This window comes from Piscinibacter sp. PDB5-1 (assembly GCF_056676035.1).
In genome coordinates this window covers 196,595-211,999 of sequence record NZ_JBWVZL010000003.1, presented here as the reverse complement: position 1 = coordinate 211,999, position 15,405 = coordinate 196,595, and the positions used below count along the sequence as shown (strand labels likewise).

The following is a 15,405-nucleotide window of genomic DNA, read 5'->3' as shown; positions in this document are numbered from 1 at the left end:
TCTTTCTCCCTTCAGGTCGATTCTTTGAAATCGAGCACGCGCTCGACCTGCCCGCCGCCAAACGCATAGAGCGCCGTCGGCGTCTGTGGCGGGGGTTCGGGCCACAGCAACTGAAGCTCTTCCGGTTCTGAGCTGTAGACCTTGCGAGTGCGACCCTTGTCGTCGGAAATTCCCTGGATGATCCTGCCGCTGGCCGTCTTGATCTTGTAGGGCACAAGGGGCAGCGGTCTGCCAGTCGCTTGGTCTTGCAACACGAAGGATCCGCGGTAGAGCTCCCCATCAGGCCATTCAGGCATGCGATAGCTCTCGGTGCCGGCCCCAGCGAAGACCTTTTGCGCCGCCTTCACGGTGATCTTTCCGGGGCACTTCACCTCGATCCCTGAACCACTCAGTTCGACAGTGGCGCCGCCTGCGGTTGCAAGCGTGATCTTCTTCGCGGCCGCCCAGTCGATGTGCGCATTGGCCGTCTGGATGTTGACGAGCCCCTTGGCCGCCACCTGCGCCTGCCCGGCCTGGGCCTGCATCTGCACTGGCCCTTGGCCCGCGATGAGCGTCAGGCCCTTGCCCTTGGCGCCGTCGCCGGGTTGCACGGCACCGGCCAGGATGCCGATGCTCTGCCCCGTGTGCACCCGCATCTGCCCGCCGCTGGCGATGTGGATGTCTTGGCCGGCGTTGACGCTGATGGTGTCGCCGCTGGCCCATTGGATGTCTTGGCCAGCGACCGTGGCGAAGCCGGCCTTGGCGCTGAAGGCGACGATGGGGTCGGCCGTGTGGGGCAGCTTGTCGTTGTCGGCTTGGGTGCTGGTCTTTGTGGCGTCTTCTTGTGCGGCTTTGAAGGCTTGCTGGCTCACCATGCCGCTGGCGGTGGTGTGCAGGGCCTTCATCGGCGCGGCCTTCTGGCTCAGTGGGCTTTGGTTGGCCTTGATGCTGCCGATGGCAGTGGCCAGCTGCGTGGTCTGGTGCGTCTTGGCGGCGCCGCTGAAGCTGTCGGTGAGTTGCAGGCTTTGCTTGAGGAGGGCCATGCCGGGTGCGTTGTCGCCGGCCGGGTCGGCTTCTCCGGTGCCGTAGGTGGTGACGAGCAGGCCTTGCTTGGCGCGGATGGCGCCGTAGGCGTCGGTGCGCAACTCGAAGCCTTCGCCGCGGAAGCTGCCTCGGTGGTTGTCGGCCTGGTGGACGAGGTAGCCGAGGTTGAGCTGGCTAGCGTGTTGGGTCGTGGCGAGCTGCACGCGAAGCTGGCCCGGCGTGTCGTCGAAGACAAGCTGACTGAAGCCTTCGCCGCCGAACTCTTTGCTCTTGAAGCCGCTGAGGGCTGCCGAATTGTTCTGGGCGTTGGCGCCGTCGCTGGCGGTTCCAGGCGCGCCGCCATGCCAGGCGGGGCTGTGACCGCCTGCGCCAGCTCCGGCGAGGTTGCCCTGGGCGCTTGGCCGGTGGTCATTGCTTTGGGCGTAGGGGCTGAGGTCGCTTTCGCCCGGTTGGCCACCAGGAGTTGGGGCGATGCCCGCTTCGCCGCGGCCGTTATAGAGAGATCCCACGACGATCGGGCGGCTTGCCTCGCCGTCCAGGAACTGCACCAGTACCTCTTGGCCGATTCGAGGAATGAACTGGGTGCCGATGCCCGGCCCCGCCCATCGCTGTGCGACGCGCACCCAGCAACTGCTGCTGTTGTCAGCACGGCCATCGGCATGCGGTGCCGACTGCCAGTGGAACCTGACCTTGATGCGGCCCAGCACGTCTGTGTAAAGCTCATCGGCACCCGAAGGCGTGTCGTTGCCGTCTGGACCGACGACGACGGCCGTTTGAAGACCGAGAGCAGTGGGGCCGTCAATCGGCTCGGGCCGCCATGGGATGTCGCGCCGCACGGCCTCGAAGCGGTTGACATAGCCGAGCTCGCCCGCGACCTTCGTGAGCTGTGGGTCGTGGCTCAGCGTGTCCAGAACCTCTGATCGCTCGTCGGTACCGAACGGGTCATCGTCTACTGCCCAAGCCGAGGCGAGGCGCTCGCTCAATTCCTTCGGCATGTTGTTGATGCCGAGGCTTTGAACAGATTGGACAGTGAACTCAGCGGCACCGCCGATCGCGTCAAGGGTGCTCTGGGTCAGCGCGAACCATTCGCCTGCGCGCAGGCTGCGCACCGTGCTGCGGCCGAGCCAGGTCTTGTTGCGGGCTTCGCGCGCTTCCTGAATCAGGACTGCGCGGTGCTTCGCTTGTTCAGTGGTGACGCTGTCGCCGGTGTCAGCGTCGCAGGGCTCGACTCGGTAGTCCTCCAGCCACGAAGCCATGTCCGTCACCGTGCTGCCGCCGAACTGGTGGTTCGTCGGCGCGTCACCCGCCACGGCGCATTGACCGCGGTAGTCCCACTGCAAGACGGTGGTGCGGGCCGGGTTGAGTTGGCGCATGCCGGCGAACGCTTGCACCGCGTCTTGCTCTTCAACCGCATTGCCGCGATGGAACCGAACACCCTGGCCGCCGAGACTTGCCTTCGACGTCAGGTTCTCGGGCCAGCGGCCACTGTTGGCATGGATGACGACGCGGTGGCCGGCCGGTGACTCGGGGTGTTCCTCGACTCGCCAGCCGAGCCCGTGGTTGGCGAGCAGGCGCTGGGCAAAGTGCAGGTCGGACTCACGGTACTGCGTGCAGTACTCGATTTGGCCGTCATTGGGCCCCCGCGCCAGAAACTCGGTCAGGTCTTCCTGACCGCCGTCTTCGGACGACTCGCCCCAGGTCCAAGCGGCATGTCCAGCATACGCCGCGGCGCCGAAGACATCGTCGAGGATCTGAATGACGCTCTTGCCTTGCCAGACGCGGCTGTGGCGGGTGTGGGCCAGCAGCGCGACCCAGGGCTGTACCAGGAGCTCGTAGCGGGCGAAGCCGCCGTCGCTCTCCAAGGCTCGAGCCGAGGTGACCAAGCCAGTGCGGGACCCTCGGCTGCCATCGCTGAGCGCCGTGTGCAGCGTCAGTCGGCGCGACAGCAGCGCATGGAGGTCGATGTCGCCGCGCAAGCTGAGGGTGGCCAGGCGAAGTTCGAACGGTTGGCTCACCGTGTCGACGCAAACGAAGCGCTCCACCAGCATGTCGCCGATTGGGCCGTCGCCTTCGAGGTTGTAGAGGCGTTGGGACACGCCCCATTGAGCAAGCAGCGCAGAAAGCTGCGCCTGCAGCGCGCCCACGGCTGCGCTGAAAAGGTTTTGCATGTGCTCCGTCCCTGGCGTGATGCAGCTGAGTCCGCTGCTTTGGACAAACATTATCGACATGGCGTCGTAACTGTCTGTAGCAGCGTCAACTGGGACTCCTGCGTGCCGCGCGCCGAACTAGGTCTTAGTCGCGGGGTGACGGATGGATGGCGCTGCTTTCTGAAGCACGCCGAGAGAAATGGCCCCGGCACGTGGTTTGCGGCGCGAGTGGCCCGACTTGTCCACAGAATCTGTGGACAACCTCCGCGCAAACCGGAAAAGGAATCGCCCCAGTCAGCACGTGGCGGATCTGGGGCGATGAAGGAGGTACGGCCAGCGGGAGGGAGAGAGGAGGGAGGTTGCTGACCGCACCAACGCCAGGGGGTGGCGCGGACGGAAGGTTAGGGTCACGAAGCCGTCGTGCTTTCCCTCAGAGGGAGGGAGTTTGATCGGCGCGTGGAGTGCCCCCAGCCGGGGGGGCTGACAGCGGCTCCTATTCCGGTGCCTCGTCGTAGAGTCGCTCGAGCTCCGCCTGGTCGACGAAGAACGAGCGCGCCACGCGATGGACAACGTCGGGAAACTCGCCACCAGAAGCGATCAAGCGCCTGGTCATGGCGAGTGCGCCCTCCAGGTCATTGAGCTCTTGGAGGTAGTCCGCCTGGGCCTCCTCAGCATCTTCTGCGTCGTCAATGTGCACCACGGGCAGTTCCGGATCCTGATGGCCGTTGATCGCCGCAACGAGACTCGGAACATCGAGGATGTCGGTCTCGATGTGGCAGTCGCCGTGCTTTGGTTGATCCACGAACCAGAAGCTGCCATTTCGCACGACGACAAGTTCGCCATCTTGTAGGCGCAGTTCTTCTTCGATTTCACCGGGGCCCCAGGCCTGCGGGCAGGCGCTGACCCGGGCTTCAGTCAGCCCGTGGGCTTGACAGAGCCTGGCGAGGCTTTCGATGCGCTGGATCAGTTCTTCGTCCACCAGGATGGCGGCGAATGTCGGCGACATGTGAAGGGCGTCGGAAGTGGCGTGCGCCCCGACCAGGACGACGTTTGCCTCGGCGATCGGCGCGCGAGTAGCTGTAGATGTATTCATTGGGTGAATCTCCGGAAAGAAAGCCCCCCCGCTGAGGCGGGAGGGCCGGGTAGGCAGAGGCCGTGCGACGTCAGTCGCCGATGCGGCTGGCAAGGCTGCGGATCTGTGCCCTGAGCACCGGCGCAAGCGCCGGGTCACCAAGCAGTGACTCGATGAGTTCGCCAAAGAGGCTCACCCAGCTCGGCGCGGGGCTCGTGGCGGGCAAGCGGCCCACCTTGCCCGGCTCGTTCAGACCGATCGTGAGGGCCACGCTGGGAAAGAGTGCAGTGAAGGCCGCCCGACCGCTGATCGGGCTGGTCTTCACCAGCTCGGCCAGCAGCTCGCAGTGCACGGTCACCTTCGCCTCGAAAGAGGCGTCGCCGGCGATGTCCGAGTCTTCGAAGACCGAATAGAAGTCGCAGGCGTCGGTAGCATCGGCCAGCCTTTCGGCAATCGCTTCTGCAGCCCAATCGGCATCGACATCCCCGTCTTCATCGCGTGCCCATGCCGGCGCTCGCGATTCGTCGAGGAAATCGACGTCGTCGACTTCCATTTGGTAGTGATTGAAGGACCGGCCGTTGTCATCAAGCTCGGTGACCATCTCCACCTTGAGAACGAAGGTGCGTAGTGCTGCTCCGTCGTCATGGACGATGGAGGCGAGTGCAGCGCCGACCGATGCGGCCGCGAGCTGAGCCCGAGCCCAGCGTTCGGCTTCGGTCAGCGCGGTAACGACCGAACCGGCACGATTGATGGCAATCGAGCCATCGGCTTGGACCAGGTAGTCCGCCGGGCACAGTGGTTCATTGGAGAACATGGGGTTCTTTTCCTTGAAGAGTTCTTGAACGACGCTGATTGCCTTCGGAGAAGACGACCGCGTCGGGATGGATGGGAGACAAAAGGTCGAGCCACCAGGGCGCTTTCGCGCAGACCTGGTGCCAGTCGCCGGTGCCGTCGTTGTCACTGACGTGAACCTCGATGCAGCGCTCGCAGGCGAGCAGCTCCTGGAGCAGCGTTCGTTCGACCACACCCGTGGCCTGAGCCAGGATGCGAACGTGGGAGAGATCCACGCAGAAGCAGGCGGCGGACTGGAGCAGCTCCCGGTACTCATCCCAGCTGGAGCAGAGGAGGCGGTTGCCCACGGTGGGGTACTGCCCTTCCACGCCCACCCGGGCGCCAAACAGATCCTCGCAACGCAGTGCGTTGATGAGAGCCTGTTGCAGCGTGCCGTGCACCCGGTGGCCGGGGTGCGCAACGTAGTCAGGCGAGCCCAGCGCGGCGTTGACCTGTGCCGCGCGGCTGAACCAATCCGCGTGCTGGTCGAATGCGACGAGGTCGGCGACGACCCGGCGTTTGAGCACCTGCACGTTGGCGTGCAGCCGAAACCGACTGGCTGGCCAGCGGGCCTGCAGGTGGGCGACACGAGCTTCGTCCAGAAGGCCGAAGGACTGAGGCACGAGCTGCACGTGCGTGGCCGACAGTTCGCCCCACAGGGGCTCGCGAAGCGGGCCGCTGAGAAGCGCTTGGGCGGCGTCCTCGTGGAACGCGCCTGGCCAGGCCGCGAGAGAGATGCAGACCTCCCTCATAGCTCGTGCTCGCTTGAAACCGTCTCTGTGTAGAAGTCCCGGTGCTCGATGCGAGCCTTCATGGACTCCACGCAAAAGATCACGTTGCCTTCGCCGCCTGCCCCCACTTCGAAGTCGGGATGAAAGTGGCACATGGCGTCTTCCGCCACTTCTCTGAGTGCATCCTCGATGAGCAGGTGCCTGACCTCGCTGACGTAGGTCCACTCGCCATCGACGAATTTGCTTTCCCGATTGAGGTAAGAGACCTCGACGCCCGGCTGCCACTCGTGGCCCTCGAGCATTTCGACTTCGTGCTCATCGACGGCGCCCTCGTCACCTCCACCGCTGTAGGTGACGGTCGCGCGCTTAGCGCCCATCGCCGCAAGCGCCTTTAGGACGGAGTGCGCGTTCGACTTGATACGGATGTCGTTTGACACGACCATTTGGATCGGCGTCGGCGATGCTTCGCCTTCGGCCGACAGCCCTTGGTGTTGAGCACTGAGCGAAGGGGCTGGTGCGGAGGAAAGTTCGATCTGCATGTGAATCTCCAGATGAGAAAAGGCCTCGGTCGCGCCAATGCGCGAAGCCGAGGCCTCGGGTTAAGAAAGAGGGCGTGTCGCCCGGGGGTATCAGTCGATGGCCGACAAGATGGCGCGTGCTTCGGGGTGCGAGCGCGCGAACTCCATCAAGCGATCGAAGGCAAGACCCAGGTGGTCGTGCCCGGCGTAGAGCATTCGATTGACCGCGAACATCGTCACGGCGACGCCGGCGGCCAGGCGGGACATGCGTCCCACATAGCCGTTGCCTTCCTGGCACCGGATGGTGACCAGGCCGTCGCCTTCGAGGTGCTGGGCGGTCGACTCATCGGGTGCCAGGTAGAAGCCGCCGTTGCTGAGCTCGTAGTACTCCCAGTAGCCGCCGCTGTAGTGCGCGTTCAGGCGGCGCATCCAGTGGTAGACCTGGGCCTCGCCCTCCATGAACGAACGAGTGCCGAAGTGCTTGGGGAGGAAGTTGAGCCGGTCGCCATCGGCGACGAGCCGGTCGGAGATGCCCGTTTGCCGCGGGGGCAAGGGTCGGGCTGTACCGACCAGCGGGGTGCTGTGGAAGTGGGGTGTCATGTCGAACTCCATTCAGGGATGGTTGATAGAGCCGAGGTCACCCCTTCCGGGGTGAACGCCCGGCGGGACTTAGGAACGAAACCTTCGGGCACCAGCTGGTGCCGTCGCACTTCTCAGAAGGCCTGTGCGATCAGGCGGTTACGCCGCCAGCGGCTCGTTGCCCACGAGCGGAGGGTTGGAACTGGGGTACGTCGCTGTGTCCGCCGGTACGGGCGTTTCAGCAGCAAGTCGTGCCTGAGCCTCGACCAGATCGATCACGGCCTGGATCAACGGTCGAACGAGTGAGAGGTGACTGCCCCGCTTGGACAGGTCGAACCCGTCGCGACGCTTTGGGTGCATGAAGTACCAGCGACCCTTGATGTGCAAGAGGCGCATGCCTTGCTCCGCCTGTTCTGTGGCCCAGCGAGCCAGCTCATCCGCGTCCTTCGTGCGCTTGCGCAGGACGCGCACCTGGAGCTCCACCGAGGCACGTGCGCTGCGCACGGCATCAGCAGCCTGGCTCACGCCGGCCCATGCCAGCAAAGCCGCCCAGGTGTCGCGCTGCGTTCGAGGCAGGGCGACCCCCGTGACCTGGCTGAACACGCGCTTGGCGACGTTGTTCATGCCGTTGGCAAGGTGTTGCAGCGCGTAGGCATCGCGCCCAAGTACCGCATCGGCGAACACGAAGTGAAAGGGCTCCGGTTCGGCCGAGGCGACGCGATCACCGAAGCGACCTTGCTTGAGGGCGTTCAGGTATCGCTGGGCGACTTGGTCGCGGGTGAGGGTGGTGGTGGACATGAAAGCTCCTTTGAAGAGCCCGCGTCGAATCCACCGCACCGGGTGGACTCCCGGCGGGACGTTGATGAAACCTCCGCGCACCTGTGGTGCGGCCGCACTTTGCGGGAGGCCTGTGCGGTCATGGGCGACGGTTACGCCGTCAGCGGCTCGATGCCTTCGAGCAGAGGTTGTTCGGTGCCTGGTGGGCTTTCTGGGGCGGGCAGCACCCGCCTCAGAAAGCCCCCGGGAAACCTCCCCAGGGGTAAAGCACCGTCGTTGACGGCGCGGTCGCTTAATTGAGCAGCTGCTTGGCCAGCGCCACCTCGATGCTGTCGCCGCTCTGGTTGAGCACGTCCAACCCCGAGTCCGGCATGTCGCCGGACGTGGACTGGCTGACCGAGATCTTCTTGGCCATGAGCGCCAGGCACTCCATCTGCGCACAGCCCTGATAGCCCAGGAAGTGCACTTCGACCGGCAGCTTCTGGCCGATCCGCCAGCTACGGCGGCTCGCCTGCTGCAGCGTGTAGACGTTGTAGCCACTCTGCATGAACACGATGGTCGGAAACTCCAACATATCCAGGCCTGTCTTGACGAGCTCCGGGTTGGTGATGACGACGTCCACGCCGCGGTCGACCTGATCGAGCAACCAGTCCTCGCGCTTGGCCGCATCCACGGTCGCCCGCAGCACACCCACCTTGAAGCCTTCGGCTTCCAGCAGTCCCTTCAGGCGCGCGCTGGTGTCGCGGGTGCCCGTGTAGACCGTGTAGACCAGCGTGCGCCGGCCGGCTTGCTTGGCCTTGCGGCACAGCTCGATCATGGCCAGCTCCTTCGGCATGGGCTCGGTGTCCGAGAACAAGGCCGGGGCGCTGGCGAGCACCGTTTTGCGGTGCGGGTGCATGACCGTCTCGCTGCGAAAGCAGCAGTCCGGCCAGGCGAGCAGGGCGTTGAGAACGACGCCCAGAAGGCTTTGATCCCCCGCTCGCAGCGCCTTGGCCAGGCTGTCGCGCAGCGAAGCCGACATCTGTTGGTACGTCGCGAGCTGGGTGGGCTCCATCGGCACGCCGGTGAAGAACTCCTCATAGGGCGGGAGGACGTTGCCGCCCACGTCGCGCAGTCGAAGAAACGCCGTCATTGGCAGCACGTAGCGCATGATCCCGGCCGGACCGAAACCAGGTGCTTTTGCCTCCCGGTGCGTCGTCGCCTTGCCCTTCGCCGTGCGGTGGGCCCGCTCCTCGCCATCGTCGCGGCTGGACACCTTGTAGATGTCCTTGACAACGCCGTGCGTTCGCATGAACGCCCAGCTGGCCGAGGAAAGAGATCCACGCACGTAGCGGAAGCCGTCGGCGATCATCGCGGCCGGGTTCATCCGGAAGAGCAGGTAGAACAAGTCGTCGGCATAGCCGCCCATGAGCGTTCCCGTCAGCAGCACTGTCTTGCGACACTGGCTGGCCAGAACGCCGAAGGCCTGGCCCTGGGCCGATCCCTCGTTCTTGAACTCATGCCCTTCATCGGCGATCAGCACGCCGAAGTAGCGCGAAGGCATCTGACGCTTGATGAACTCGGTGGGCTGGTAGCCCCCCTGGCCAAAGCTGAACTCCAGGTGCGCCATCGCACGCTCCATGCGCCGAGCCTGCCGGTCGCTGAAATACAGGTCGCCGTCCGCGTCCATCAGGTTGATGAACTCGTAGACGTTGTCTTCCAGCATGTCGGCCAGCATGTCCTCGCCGAAGGTTTGAAGCAGCTTGTCGGCCGTCTTCTCGCCGATGGTGGGGATCTGCGTCATGGCGGCACGCAGCGTGTCGTGCCGCGACTTCGGGGCGGTGTGGGGTCGCACGAGCGACCACAACGCGCCTCCGCAGGCGTTGCACTTCATCTGCCGCACGTTCAGCTTGATGCGGGCTTCGGCCGTCGTGAGTGCGCGATCGACGCCGTCGGCATCTGGCACCGTGACGGGCGCAAAGCAGTCGGCACATGCCGCCACCGTTTGACGCGCCTGGTCGAGTCGCGCCTCCGGCTCCGCGTCGGCCTCGATCAGCCGGCGCTCGATGAAGGCTGGTGCCCAATTGAAGCCCATGCGCATGCGCACACGGCCCATCACGAAGAACTCCGGCACCGCTGGCCGCCCCTTGCGCTCGCGCAGCTGCAGGAGCTTGCGCAGCGTGTCGGGTCCATTGAGGATCCAGACGATCGCGTCGGGAATGGTCTGCTTGATCTCCCGTCGCCACTTGTAGACCAGGTGCGGCGGGCACACGACGAGCGCCCCGGGGTAGCCCTCGTGGTGAAGCAGCCAGGCCGTGGCGATGGCCATCATCGTCTTGCCGGTGCCCATCTCGCCATTGATGACCGAGGCCGGGCGGTCACGGTCGATGAGCAAGGCGGTCACGGCTTGCACCAGGTCGCGCTGCGCAGGGAATGCGGAGCGGGCGAGCTGGGTCAGCAGCGCTTCACGCTTGAGATTCACCACGCCGTCGTAGATCGGCGGGTTCTGAAGCCGCACAGCCTGCAGGAGGCTGCCTCTGAAGTCCCTCACGAACTCCGCGATGGGAATGGTGTCAGGGGTTGGCGCCGGGTCGGCGCAGGTTGCGAGGTCGGAAACGTGATCTTCCATGATTGCTTTTGAAGGGTGAGCTCCGTCGGAGCTGGTGAAGAGGCAAGGGCGGTGGCCGGCGTGTGCGGCCGTATGCCCCAGGTTCGAATCCAGGCGCTCATGCCGAGGCCTGCGAGGTACTGGCGGCGCCGCGCGGCAGCGGCAGGCCTTGAAGCAAGGCGTGCGAGGGCTGTTCGGTGAAGTCACCGGCCTTGACGCGTGCCGACACCCAGTCCGAGAACTCGTCCGGGATCTCGACGCGGATCGCCATCACCGGGCCCACCGCACGGGGCTGCTTGAGGCATTCGCGGCTGCGCAGGTACGCGAGTACCTGGAGCGACCAGTGAGGCAGTAGCGGTACGGGCGACAGCTCTTCGACCAGGCGCCAGATCTGCGCAAAGTCGTCGGCGTCGAGCTGCTGAGAGTCAGCACCCCGCTTGAAGAGCCACGCCGCGTGGGCGGTGTGGTCGATTTCGAGCAGAGCGTCCTGGAAGATCCAGGCATGCACGAGGTTGCCGAGCAAGCCCGTGCGCGGCATGCGCCCGGTGAGCTTGGTCAAGCGCTTCGCGTCGCCCACCAGCACGTCGAGCAATCGAGCTTTGCGGCCCTCGGCCGGCGAGGCCTCGATCAGCTGCAGGCGCTCGATGCCGCCCTGGTCACGGCCGCAGTGAAGCCGCGCCATGAACTGTTGAATCGAGGTGTCGCGGCCGTAGACCGAGACGAACAGCAACTGGTGCTGGTGATCGGCCACGCATGCGTCCACGAACACGTCGGACTGTTCTTCGAGTTTGAACATGGTTTGCTGGGAGGAAGAGCCCGGTGCAGTGCACCGGGCCGGTTGATGACAGGAAGAACGGGGTTTCAGGCGAGCTCGCAGAAGCCCGATTCCATGAAGACGCCTTCCCCGCAGTGGCAGACCGTGCGATTGCCGACATTGCGTTCGGCATCGCTCGCGACCTCTTCGAACATCGACTCCGGCACGTTGAGACGCATGGCGTTCAACTTGGCCCGGTAGTAGTCGAGGTCGTTCGAGAACGCATGGCGTTCGTCGAGGTTGGAGTACAGGAAGCCTTCGTCGCTGGCGGGCGGCTTGCCGCCCTTGAGCTCAACGGTCATGAAGAAGTACTCGAGGCGGCGATCCCACCCCAGCGTCACGCACACCGGCTGGCCGCCGGGCGTCGTCGTCTCGTATTGGTGCTGGCTCATGGCCAAGTCCTTTCAAGAGAACACCCGGGCCGCGAGGGCGCCGGGTGGGGTGGGTTTCAGTTGGCCGCGAGGCGCGACAGGTCGAGGGGTTCCGCAAACCAGAGCGGCGCTTCCACACCCAGCAGCTGGATGAAGAAGGCCACGTCACCGTTGGCGTAGACGGTGGCACCCACGCCGGTGAGCTCGGGCGCCTCGATGTCCGATGCGCAGACCAGGTTGGCCATCGCTTCGAGCGCCCAGTCGCCCACCTCGTCGACGCTCAGCTGGATGGCGCCGTTCCAGAGGTGGAACAGGCGCTGGACCAGCGGCTCGTCGAGGCGCAGCTCGACCTTGAGGGTGCGAGACAGCTGCTCCATGAGATCCATGTCGCCAGGCAGTCGCAGCGCCGCGTCGGCGTTGTTGGCCAAGCACAGGCCTGCGCTCAAGCGCAGCGGTTCGTTCACGGGCATGGGTTGTCGCATCGTCGTCACCAGGTTCGGGTTGGTCAGTGGGGTGGCCGGTGCCGAAGCGGGTGCTTCTGATGGGAGGGAGGACGGATCGGTCGGGGTGGTCATAGAAAGCTCCAAGAGGAAGCCGGCACCACCCCTGCCGGGATGGACTCCCGGCGGGACGTTGAGAAAACCTTCCATCGCTTGCGCGATGCCGCACTTTTCGGAAGGCCTGTGCGGTGATGGGCGACGGTTACGCCGTCAGCGGCTCTGCCCGAGCAGGGTTGAAAGCTCGTGGCTTTCGGGAGCGGCCGCTGTGTGGTGGTGCGGGCGCGCTCACGAAAGCCGGGAGGGGCGGTAGGTAAGAGAGGCAGCCGCGGGGCGGCGGCTGGCCTTCTGGGGCTACTGGATGGTCAAGACGCGACCCAGGCCGTAGCCAGGGGTCATGTCGATCGCACGGATCACCGTGATGAACTTGTCAGTGAAGACCTTCGTCTCGGTGGCGTGCCCTTCTTCAGACACAGTCACTGAGGTCTGGACGCTCTTCGCCTTGTGAGTGCGACCCTTGATGAGCAGCCGGCGGCCGTCGGCCGCAGTGACCAGGCCGCGGATCTGTCCGGCGGCCAGCGCAAGCGCCAGGTGCCAGTCAGACATCGCACGCAGCGGGGGCCGGATATCCCGGGCCCGAGGCGTCAAGTGCAGATCGAAGCGCGGCCAGAGCGAGCTGCGCGCCAAGCCGGCCTGCAGCTCGTGCTCGAGCTGGCGAGCGTCGAGGCGGACCACGGCAAACGCGAAGTCTTCCTGGCCGCGAACGGCGGGCACCACGTAGGGCTCACCAGACCAGCGCTCAGGCAGTTCGACATGGTTCTCCCCTTGCGAGAAGGCCACGAGTCGTTTGACGGTGCTGGCATCCGCATGCGCAGGGCGCCGCTTGATGCCGAAGAGCACGCACTGCTTGAACTGCGGCACCGAGGAGATGAAGACTTGCACTCGCTCGAAGTGCCGCGCGATCAGGGTCGAGAGTTCTTCGTCCAGCGTGTAGAAGGGAACGATCAGGATGAGCAAGCCGCCGGGTTGCAGCAGACCGAACGTGCGCCGGCAGAAAACCTTCTCATGCCGCTGGCGGCCTTGCGACTTGTCGCCGGAGCCGACCTGGTCGGTGATGAGGTCGCCATAGGGCGGGTTCAGAAAGAGCAAGCCGAAGCTGCGATCGGTGATGCGCACGTCGTGCACGTCGGCGTGGGCCACGGTCCCGAGTACCGACTTGGCGTGCCAGGCACGCTCTTCATCGACGTCGATCCCGAAGCTCTGAACGCTGCTACCGCACTGAGCGAGGTGTTCAGCGATCACCTGCAGTGCCGAGCCTTCGCCGCAGCAGGGGTCGATGACACGCACAGGGTTGCCGGTCGTGTCGATCGCCGTGGCGATTCGGTTGAGCGTTTCAAGGTCAGTCGGGTAGTACCCGTTCTTGATGAAGTTCTGCGCGATGCGCGGAAAGATCAGGGCCATGGGGGCTCCGGAAAAAGAAAACGGCCAGTTCCCGCGAAGGGAACCAGCCGCTGTTGGAAGGGAAGACGGTCGTTGCCGAGCCGTCCGAGGGGGCGTTAGGGTTCGAGCCGCTGCGTCCAGTGGCCGTTGGTCAACGCGCTGTGCGCATCGGCCTCTTGCCGCCAGTACTGGACCGACTCGCGAGAGCAGGGTCCTTCGTCGTCGGCAGTGCCGATGTAGAAGCCCGCTGCACTGCGAAGAACCTGCAGGGGCAGGGTCTTGTTGCAGTAGCGCAATGCCAGAGCACCGGCGCTGGGGGACGAGATCACTTGCTGGTTCATGAGAGCCTCATTGGTTGAGGTGAGCTTTGATTTCGGCTTGGAGCTCGTGGGCTGTTGCAACCCAGAGAGCACCCGAGACCATGGGTGCGTCGCAGGCGGCAGGGCCCGCCTTGACGACGTGCTCACAGTGTTTGAGCAGGGCGTCCAGCACGAAGCACTGGACGATGGGTCCGCATCGAGCGAACTCCATGACGCGGGTCAGCATCTCGACGTTGGTTTCACGTCGGAGGCAACCCGTGTCGAGGTCGTGGATGACATGAGCCACAAGTCCTCCCTTCAAGCTGCCGAGGCAGCCATCGTGGCGGGCAGGGGACTCGTCCAGCCAGCTGTGTGCAGCTTGGCCAAGAGCGTCTTGGGGAGGTGAGGCGCTGTTGCAGCGTCTTCCAACGCATCCAGCAGTGCCTGTTGCAGCGGCCGCACATGGTGGGCATGCGGAGCCAAGGCTCGTTCCAGTTGATTCGTCTCATCGTCGGAGGCCGTGGCCAGCCAGTCGATGTACGCCTTCCAGAACACGCGACGCTGTTCGACTTTCGCGTGAAAGCCAGTGCGAAGCAGGTAGGTGGTCATGTTTGCTCCAGGGAGAGAACCAGGAGCGACCCATCCAGGGGCGGCCCTGGCGGGTGAGAGAGAGGTGGAGCCAAGACGCCGGAGCGTCTTGGGGTTCCACGAGGAGGATGAAACGCGTGACCGAGAGGTCAGCGCGAGAAGATCGACACGACGAGCGCAGCGACGCAGACCATGGTGGCCAGCGTCTGCGGGTTGTCGCGCAGAGCCCGTACAGCAGCCACGAAGTGGCTTGCAAGGCTCTTGAGGGAACGCGATTCCTCGCGTGCCTTGGTCACGGCTTGTTGAGCCATTTCGCGTGCTGCCAATTCCTTGGCATACGCGACGGCTTGCCGCTTGAGGGTGACCTTGGCGAGAACGTGCAATCCGAGCAGATCAACGGGAACCTTGCGGTCCGTGAGCAGCTTGGGATTGGCGTCAACGAAGTCGACGATGGTTTTGGCCACCTCGAAGTCATTGATGTTCGCGATCAGGTACTCCCACACGTCTTGCTTGTTGGTGTCCTCACTGGGAGAAACGCCATCGAGCGTGATGGTGGGGAAAGTCAACGGCTGTTCGGATTGCACAGGGCAAGCCGAAGCAGGGAGTTGAGGGATTTGGAAGGTATCGAAAGAAGGTTCGTTACGCATGGTGCATCTCCAAAAGGAAATGGGGATGCACGAACCCCGGGCGGGGATGTGACATCCCCACGGGGTTGATGATGAGAACTTCAGACCTCTCACGAGGCCCAGCGCTTCACAGAAGCCTGGCGCTGTTGGGCGCTGCGTGACGTGCAGCGATCGGACCGAAGCTGTCGGTCGGGCAGATAAAGCGGTTCGATTGTGCGCCTGGTTGGCGGGGATCTTCAAGCCCTCGAGGGTCATCCCCGAGGGCTTGAAGATCCCGGCTCGTTGTGGAACCGGGACCAGGAAGAAGAGCGTCTGCAAACCACATCGGTCCATCCCAAGACCCTTGCCGGTCGTGTCCGCACGCAGACTTCGGACACCATCAAACACTCATTACCGCTCACCGCAAAACGGCACCACGAGGTCGGGTCGCGGCCACCCAGGGTGGACAGTCCCGCGCGAACGGGCTTTCATGAACTGCCACTGCTCATGAAAGCCCGCATGGCGG

General features: G+C 64.6%; 15 protein-coding genes. All 15 read right to left on the bottom strand.

Annotation, left to right across the window (positions count from 1 at the left end):
• Positions 1-11 precede the first annotated feature (11 nt).
• On the bottom strand, positions 12-3,191 hold the full coding sequence (locus AC1KAT_RS13830) for a type VI secretion system Vgr family protein (RefSeq protein ID WP_480326883.1): 3,180 nt from the start codon (positions 3,189-3,191) through the stop codon (positions 12-14).
• Positions 3,192-3,663: 472 nt separating this feature from the next.
• A complete protein-coding gene (locus AC1KAT_RS13825; protein WP_480326881.1) occupies positions 3,664-4,263 on the bottom strand; it encodes a hypothetical protein in 600 nt (199 codons plus the stop codon).
• Between the two features lie 70 nt (positions 4,264-4,333).
• Positions 4,334-5,056, bottom strand: coding sequence for a hypothetical protein (locus AC1KAT_RS13820; RefSeq protein ID WP_480326879.1), 723 nt, complete (start codon positions 5,054-5,056; stop codon positions 4,334-4,336).
• Positions 5,043-5,825: a hypothetical protein gene (locus AC1KAT_RS13815; RefSeq protein WP_480326877.1), complete on the bottom strand. Its 783-nt coding sequence runs from the start codon at positions 5,823-5,825 to the stop codon at positions 5,043-5,045. The genes AC1KAT_RS13820 and AC1KAT_RS13815 overlap by 14 nt, the downstream gene beginning before the upstream one ends.
• Positions 5,822-6,343 carry a DUF6878 family protein gene (locus AC1KAT_RS13810; protein WP_480326875.1) on the bottom strand — a complete coding sequence of 174 codons (522 nt, stop codon included), beginning with the start codon at positions 6,341-6,343 and terminating at the stop codon, positions 5,822-5,824. Before AC1KAT_RS13810 ends, AC1KAT_RS13815 begins: the two co-directional genes overlap by 4 nt.
• 90 nt (positions 6,344-6,433) lie before the next feature.
• Positions 6,434-6,922, bottom strand: a complete 489-nt coding sequence (locus tag AC1KAT_RS13805) for an antirestriction protein (protein ID WP_480326873.1) — start codon at positions 6,920-6,922, stop codon at positions 6,434-6,436.
• Positions 6,923-7,060: 138 nt separating this feature from the next.
• A complete protein-coding gene (locus tag AC1KAT_RS13800) occupies positions 7,061-7,699 on the bottom strand; it encodes a hypothetical protein (protein WP_480326871.1) in 639 nt (212 codons plus the stop codon).
• Positions 7,700-7,970: 271 nt separating this feature from the next.
• Positions 7,971-10,286 (bottom strand): SNF2-related protein, encoded by a 2,316-nt coding sequence (locus AC1KAT_RS13795; RefSeq protein WP_480326869.1) that lies wholly within the window; start codon positions 10,284-10,286, stop codon positions 7,971-7,973.
• A 97-nt stretch (positions 10,287-10,383) separates the two neighbouring features.
• Entirely contained in the window at positions 10,384-11,061 is a 678-nt protein-coding gene (locus AC1KAT_RS13790; RefSeq protein ID WP_480326867.1) for a hypothetical protein, read from the bottom strand.
• Positions 11,062-11,126: 65 nt separating this feature from the next.
• Entirely contained in the window at positions 11,127-11,471 is a 345-nt protein-coding gene (locus tag AC1KAT_RS13785) for a hypothetical protein (protein WP_480326865.1), read from the bottom strand.
• A gap of 56 nt (positions 11,472-11,527) precedes the next feature.
• On the bottom strand, positions 11,528-11,920 hold the full coding sequence (locus tag AC1KAT_RS13780; protein WP_480326863.1) for a hypothetical protein: 393 nt from the start codon (positions 11,918-11,920) through the stop codon (positions 11,528-11,530).
• 381 nt (positions 11,921-12,301) lie between these two features.
• A complete protein-coding gene (locus AC1KAT_RS13775) occupies positions 12,302-13,408 on the bottom strand; it encodes a DUF6094 domain-containing protein (RefSeq protein ID WP_480326861.1) in 1,107 nt (368 codons plus the stop codon).
• Between the two features lie 95 nt (positions 13,409-13,503).
• Positions 13,504-13,728 (bottom strand): hypothetical protein, encoded by a 225-nt coding sequence (locus AC1KAT_RS13770; RefSeq protein WP_480326859.1) that lies wholly within the window; start codon positions 13,726-13,728, stop codon positions 13,504-13,506.
• Positions 13,729-14,004: 276 nt separating this feature from the next.
• Complete coding sequence (locus AC1KAT_RS13765) at positions 14,005-14,295, bottom strand: hypothetical protein (RefSeq protein ID WP_480326857.1); 291 nt, start codon at positions 14,293-14,295, stop codon at positions 14,005-14,007.
• A gap of 128 nt (positions 14,296-14,423) precedes the next feature.
• Entirely contained in the window at positions 14,424-14,921 is a 498-nt protein-coding gene (locus AC1KAT_RS13760) for a hypothetical protein (RefSeq protein ID WP_480326855.1), read from the bottom strand.
• Positions 14,922-15,405 lie beyond the last annotated feature (484 nt).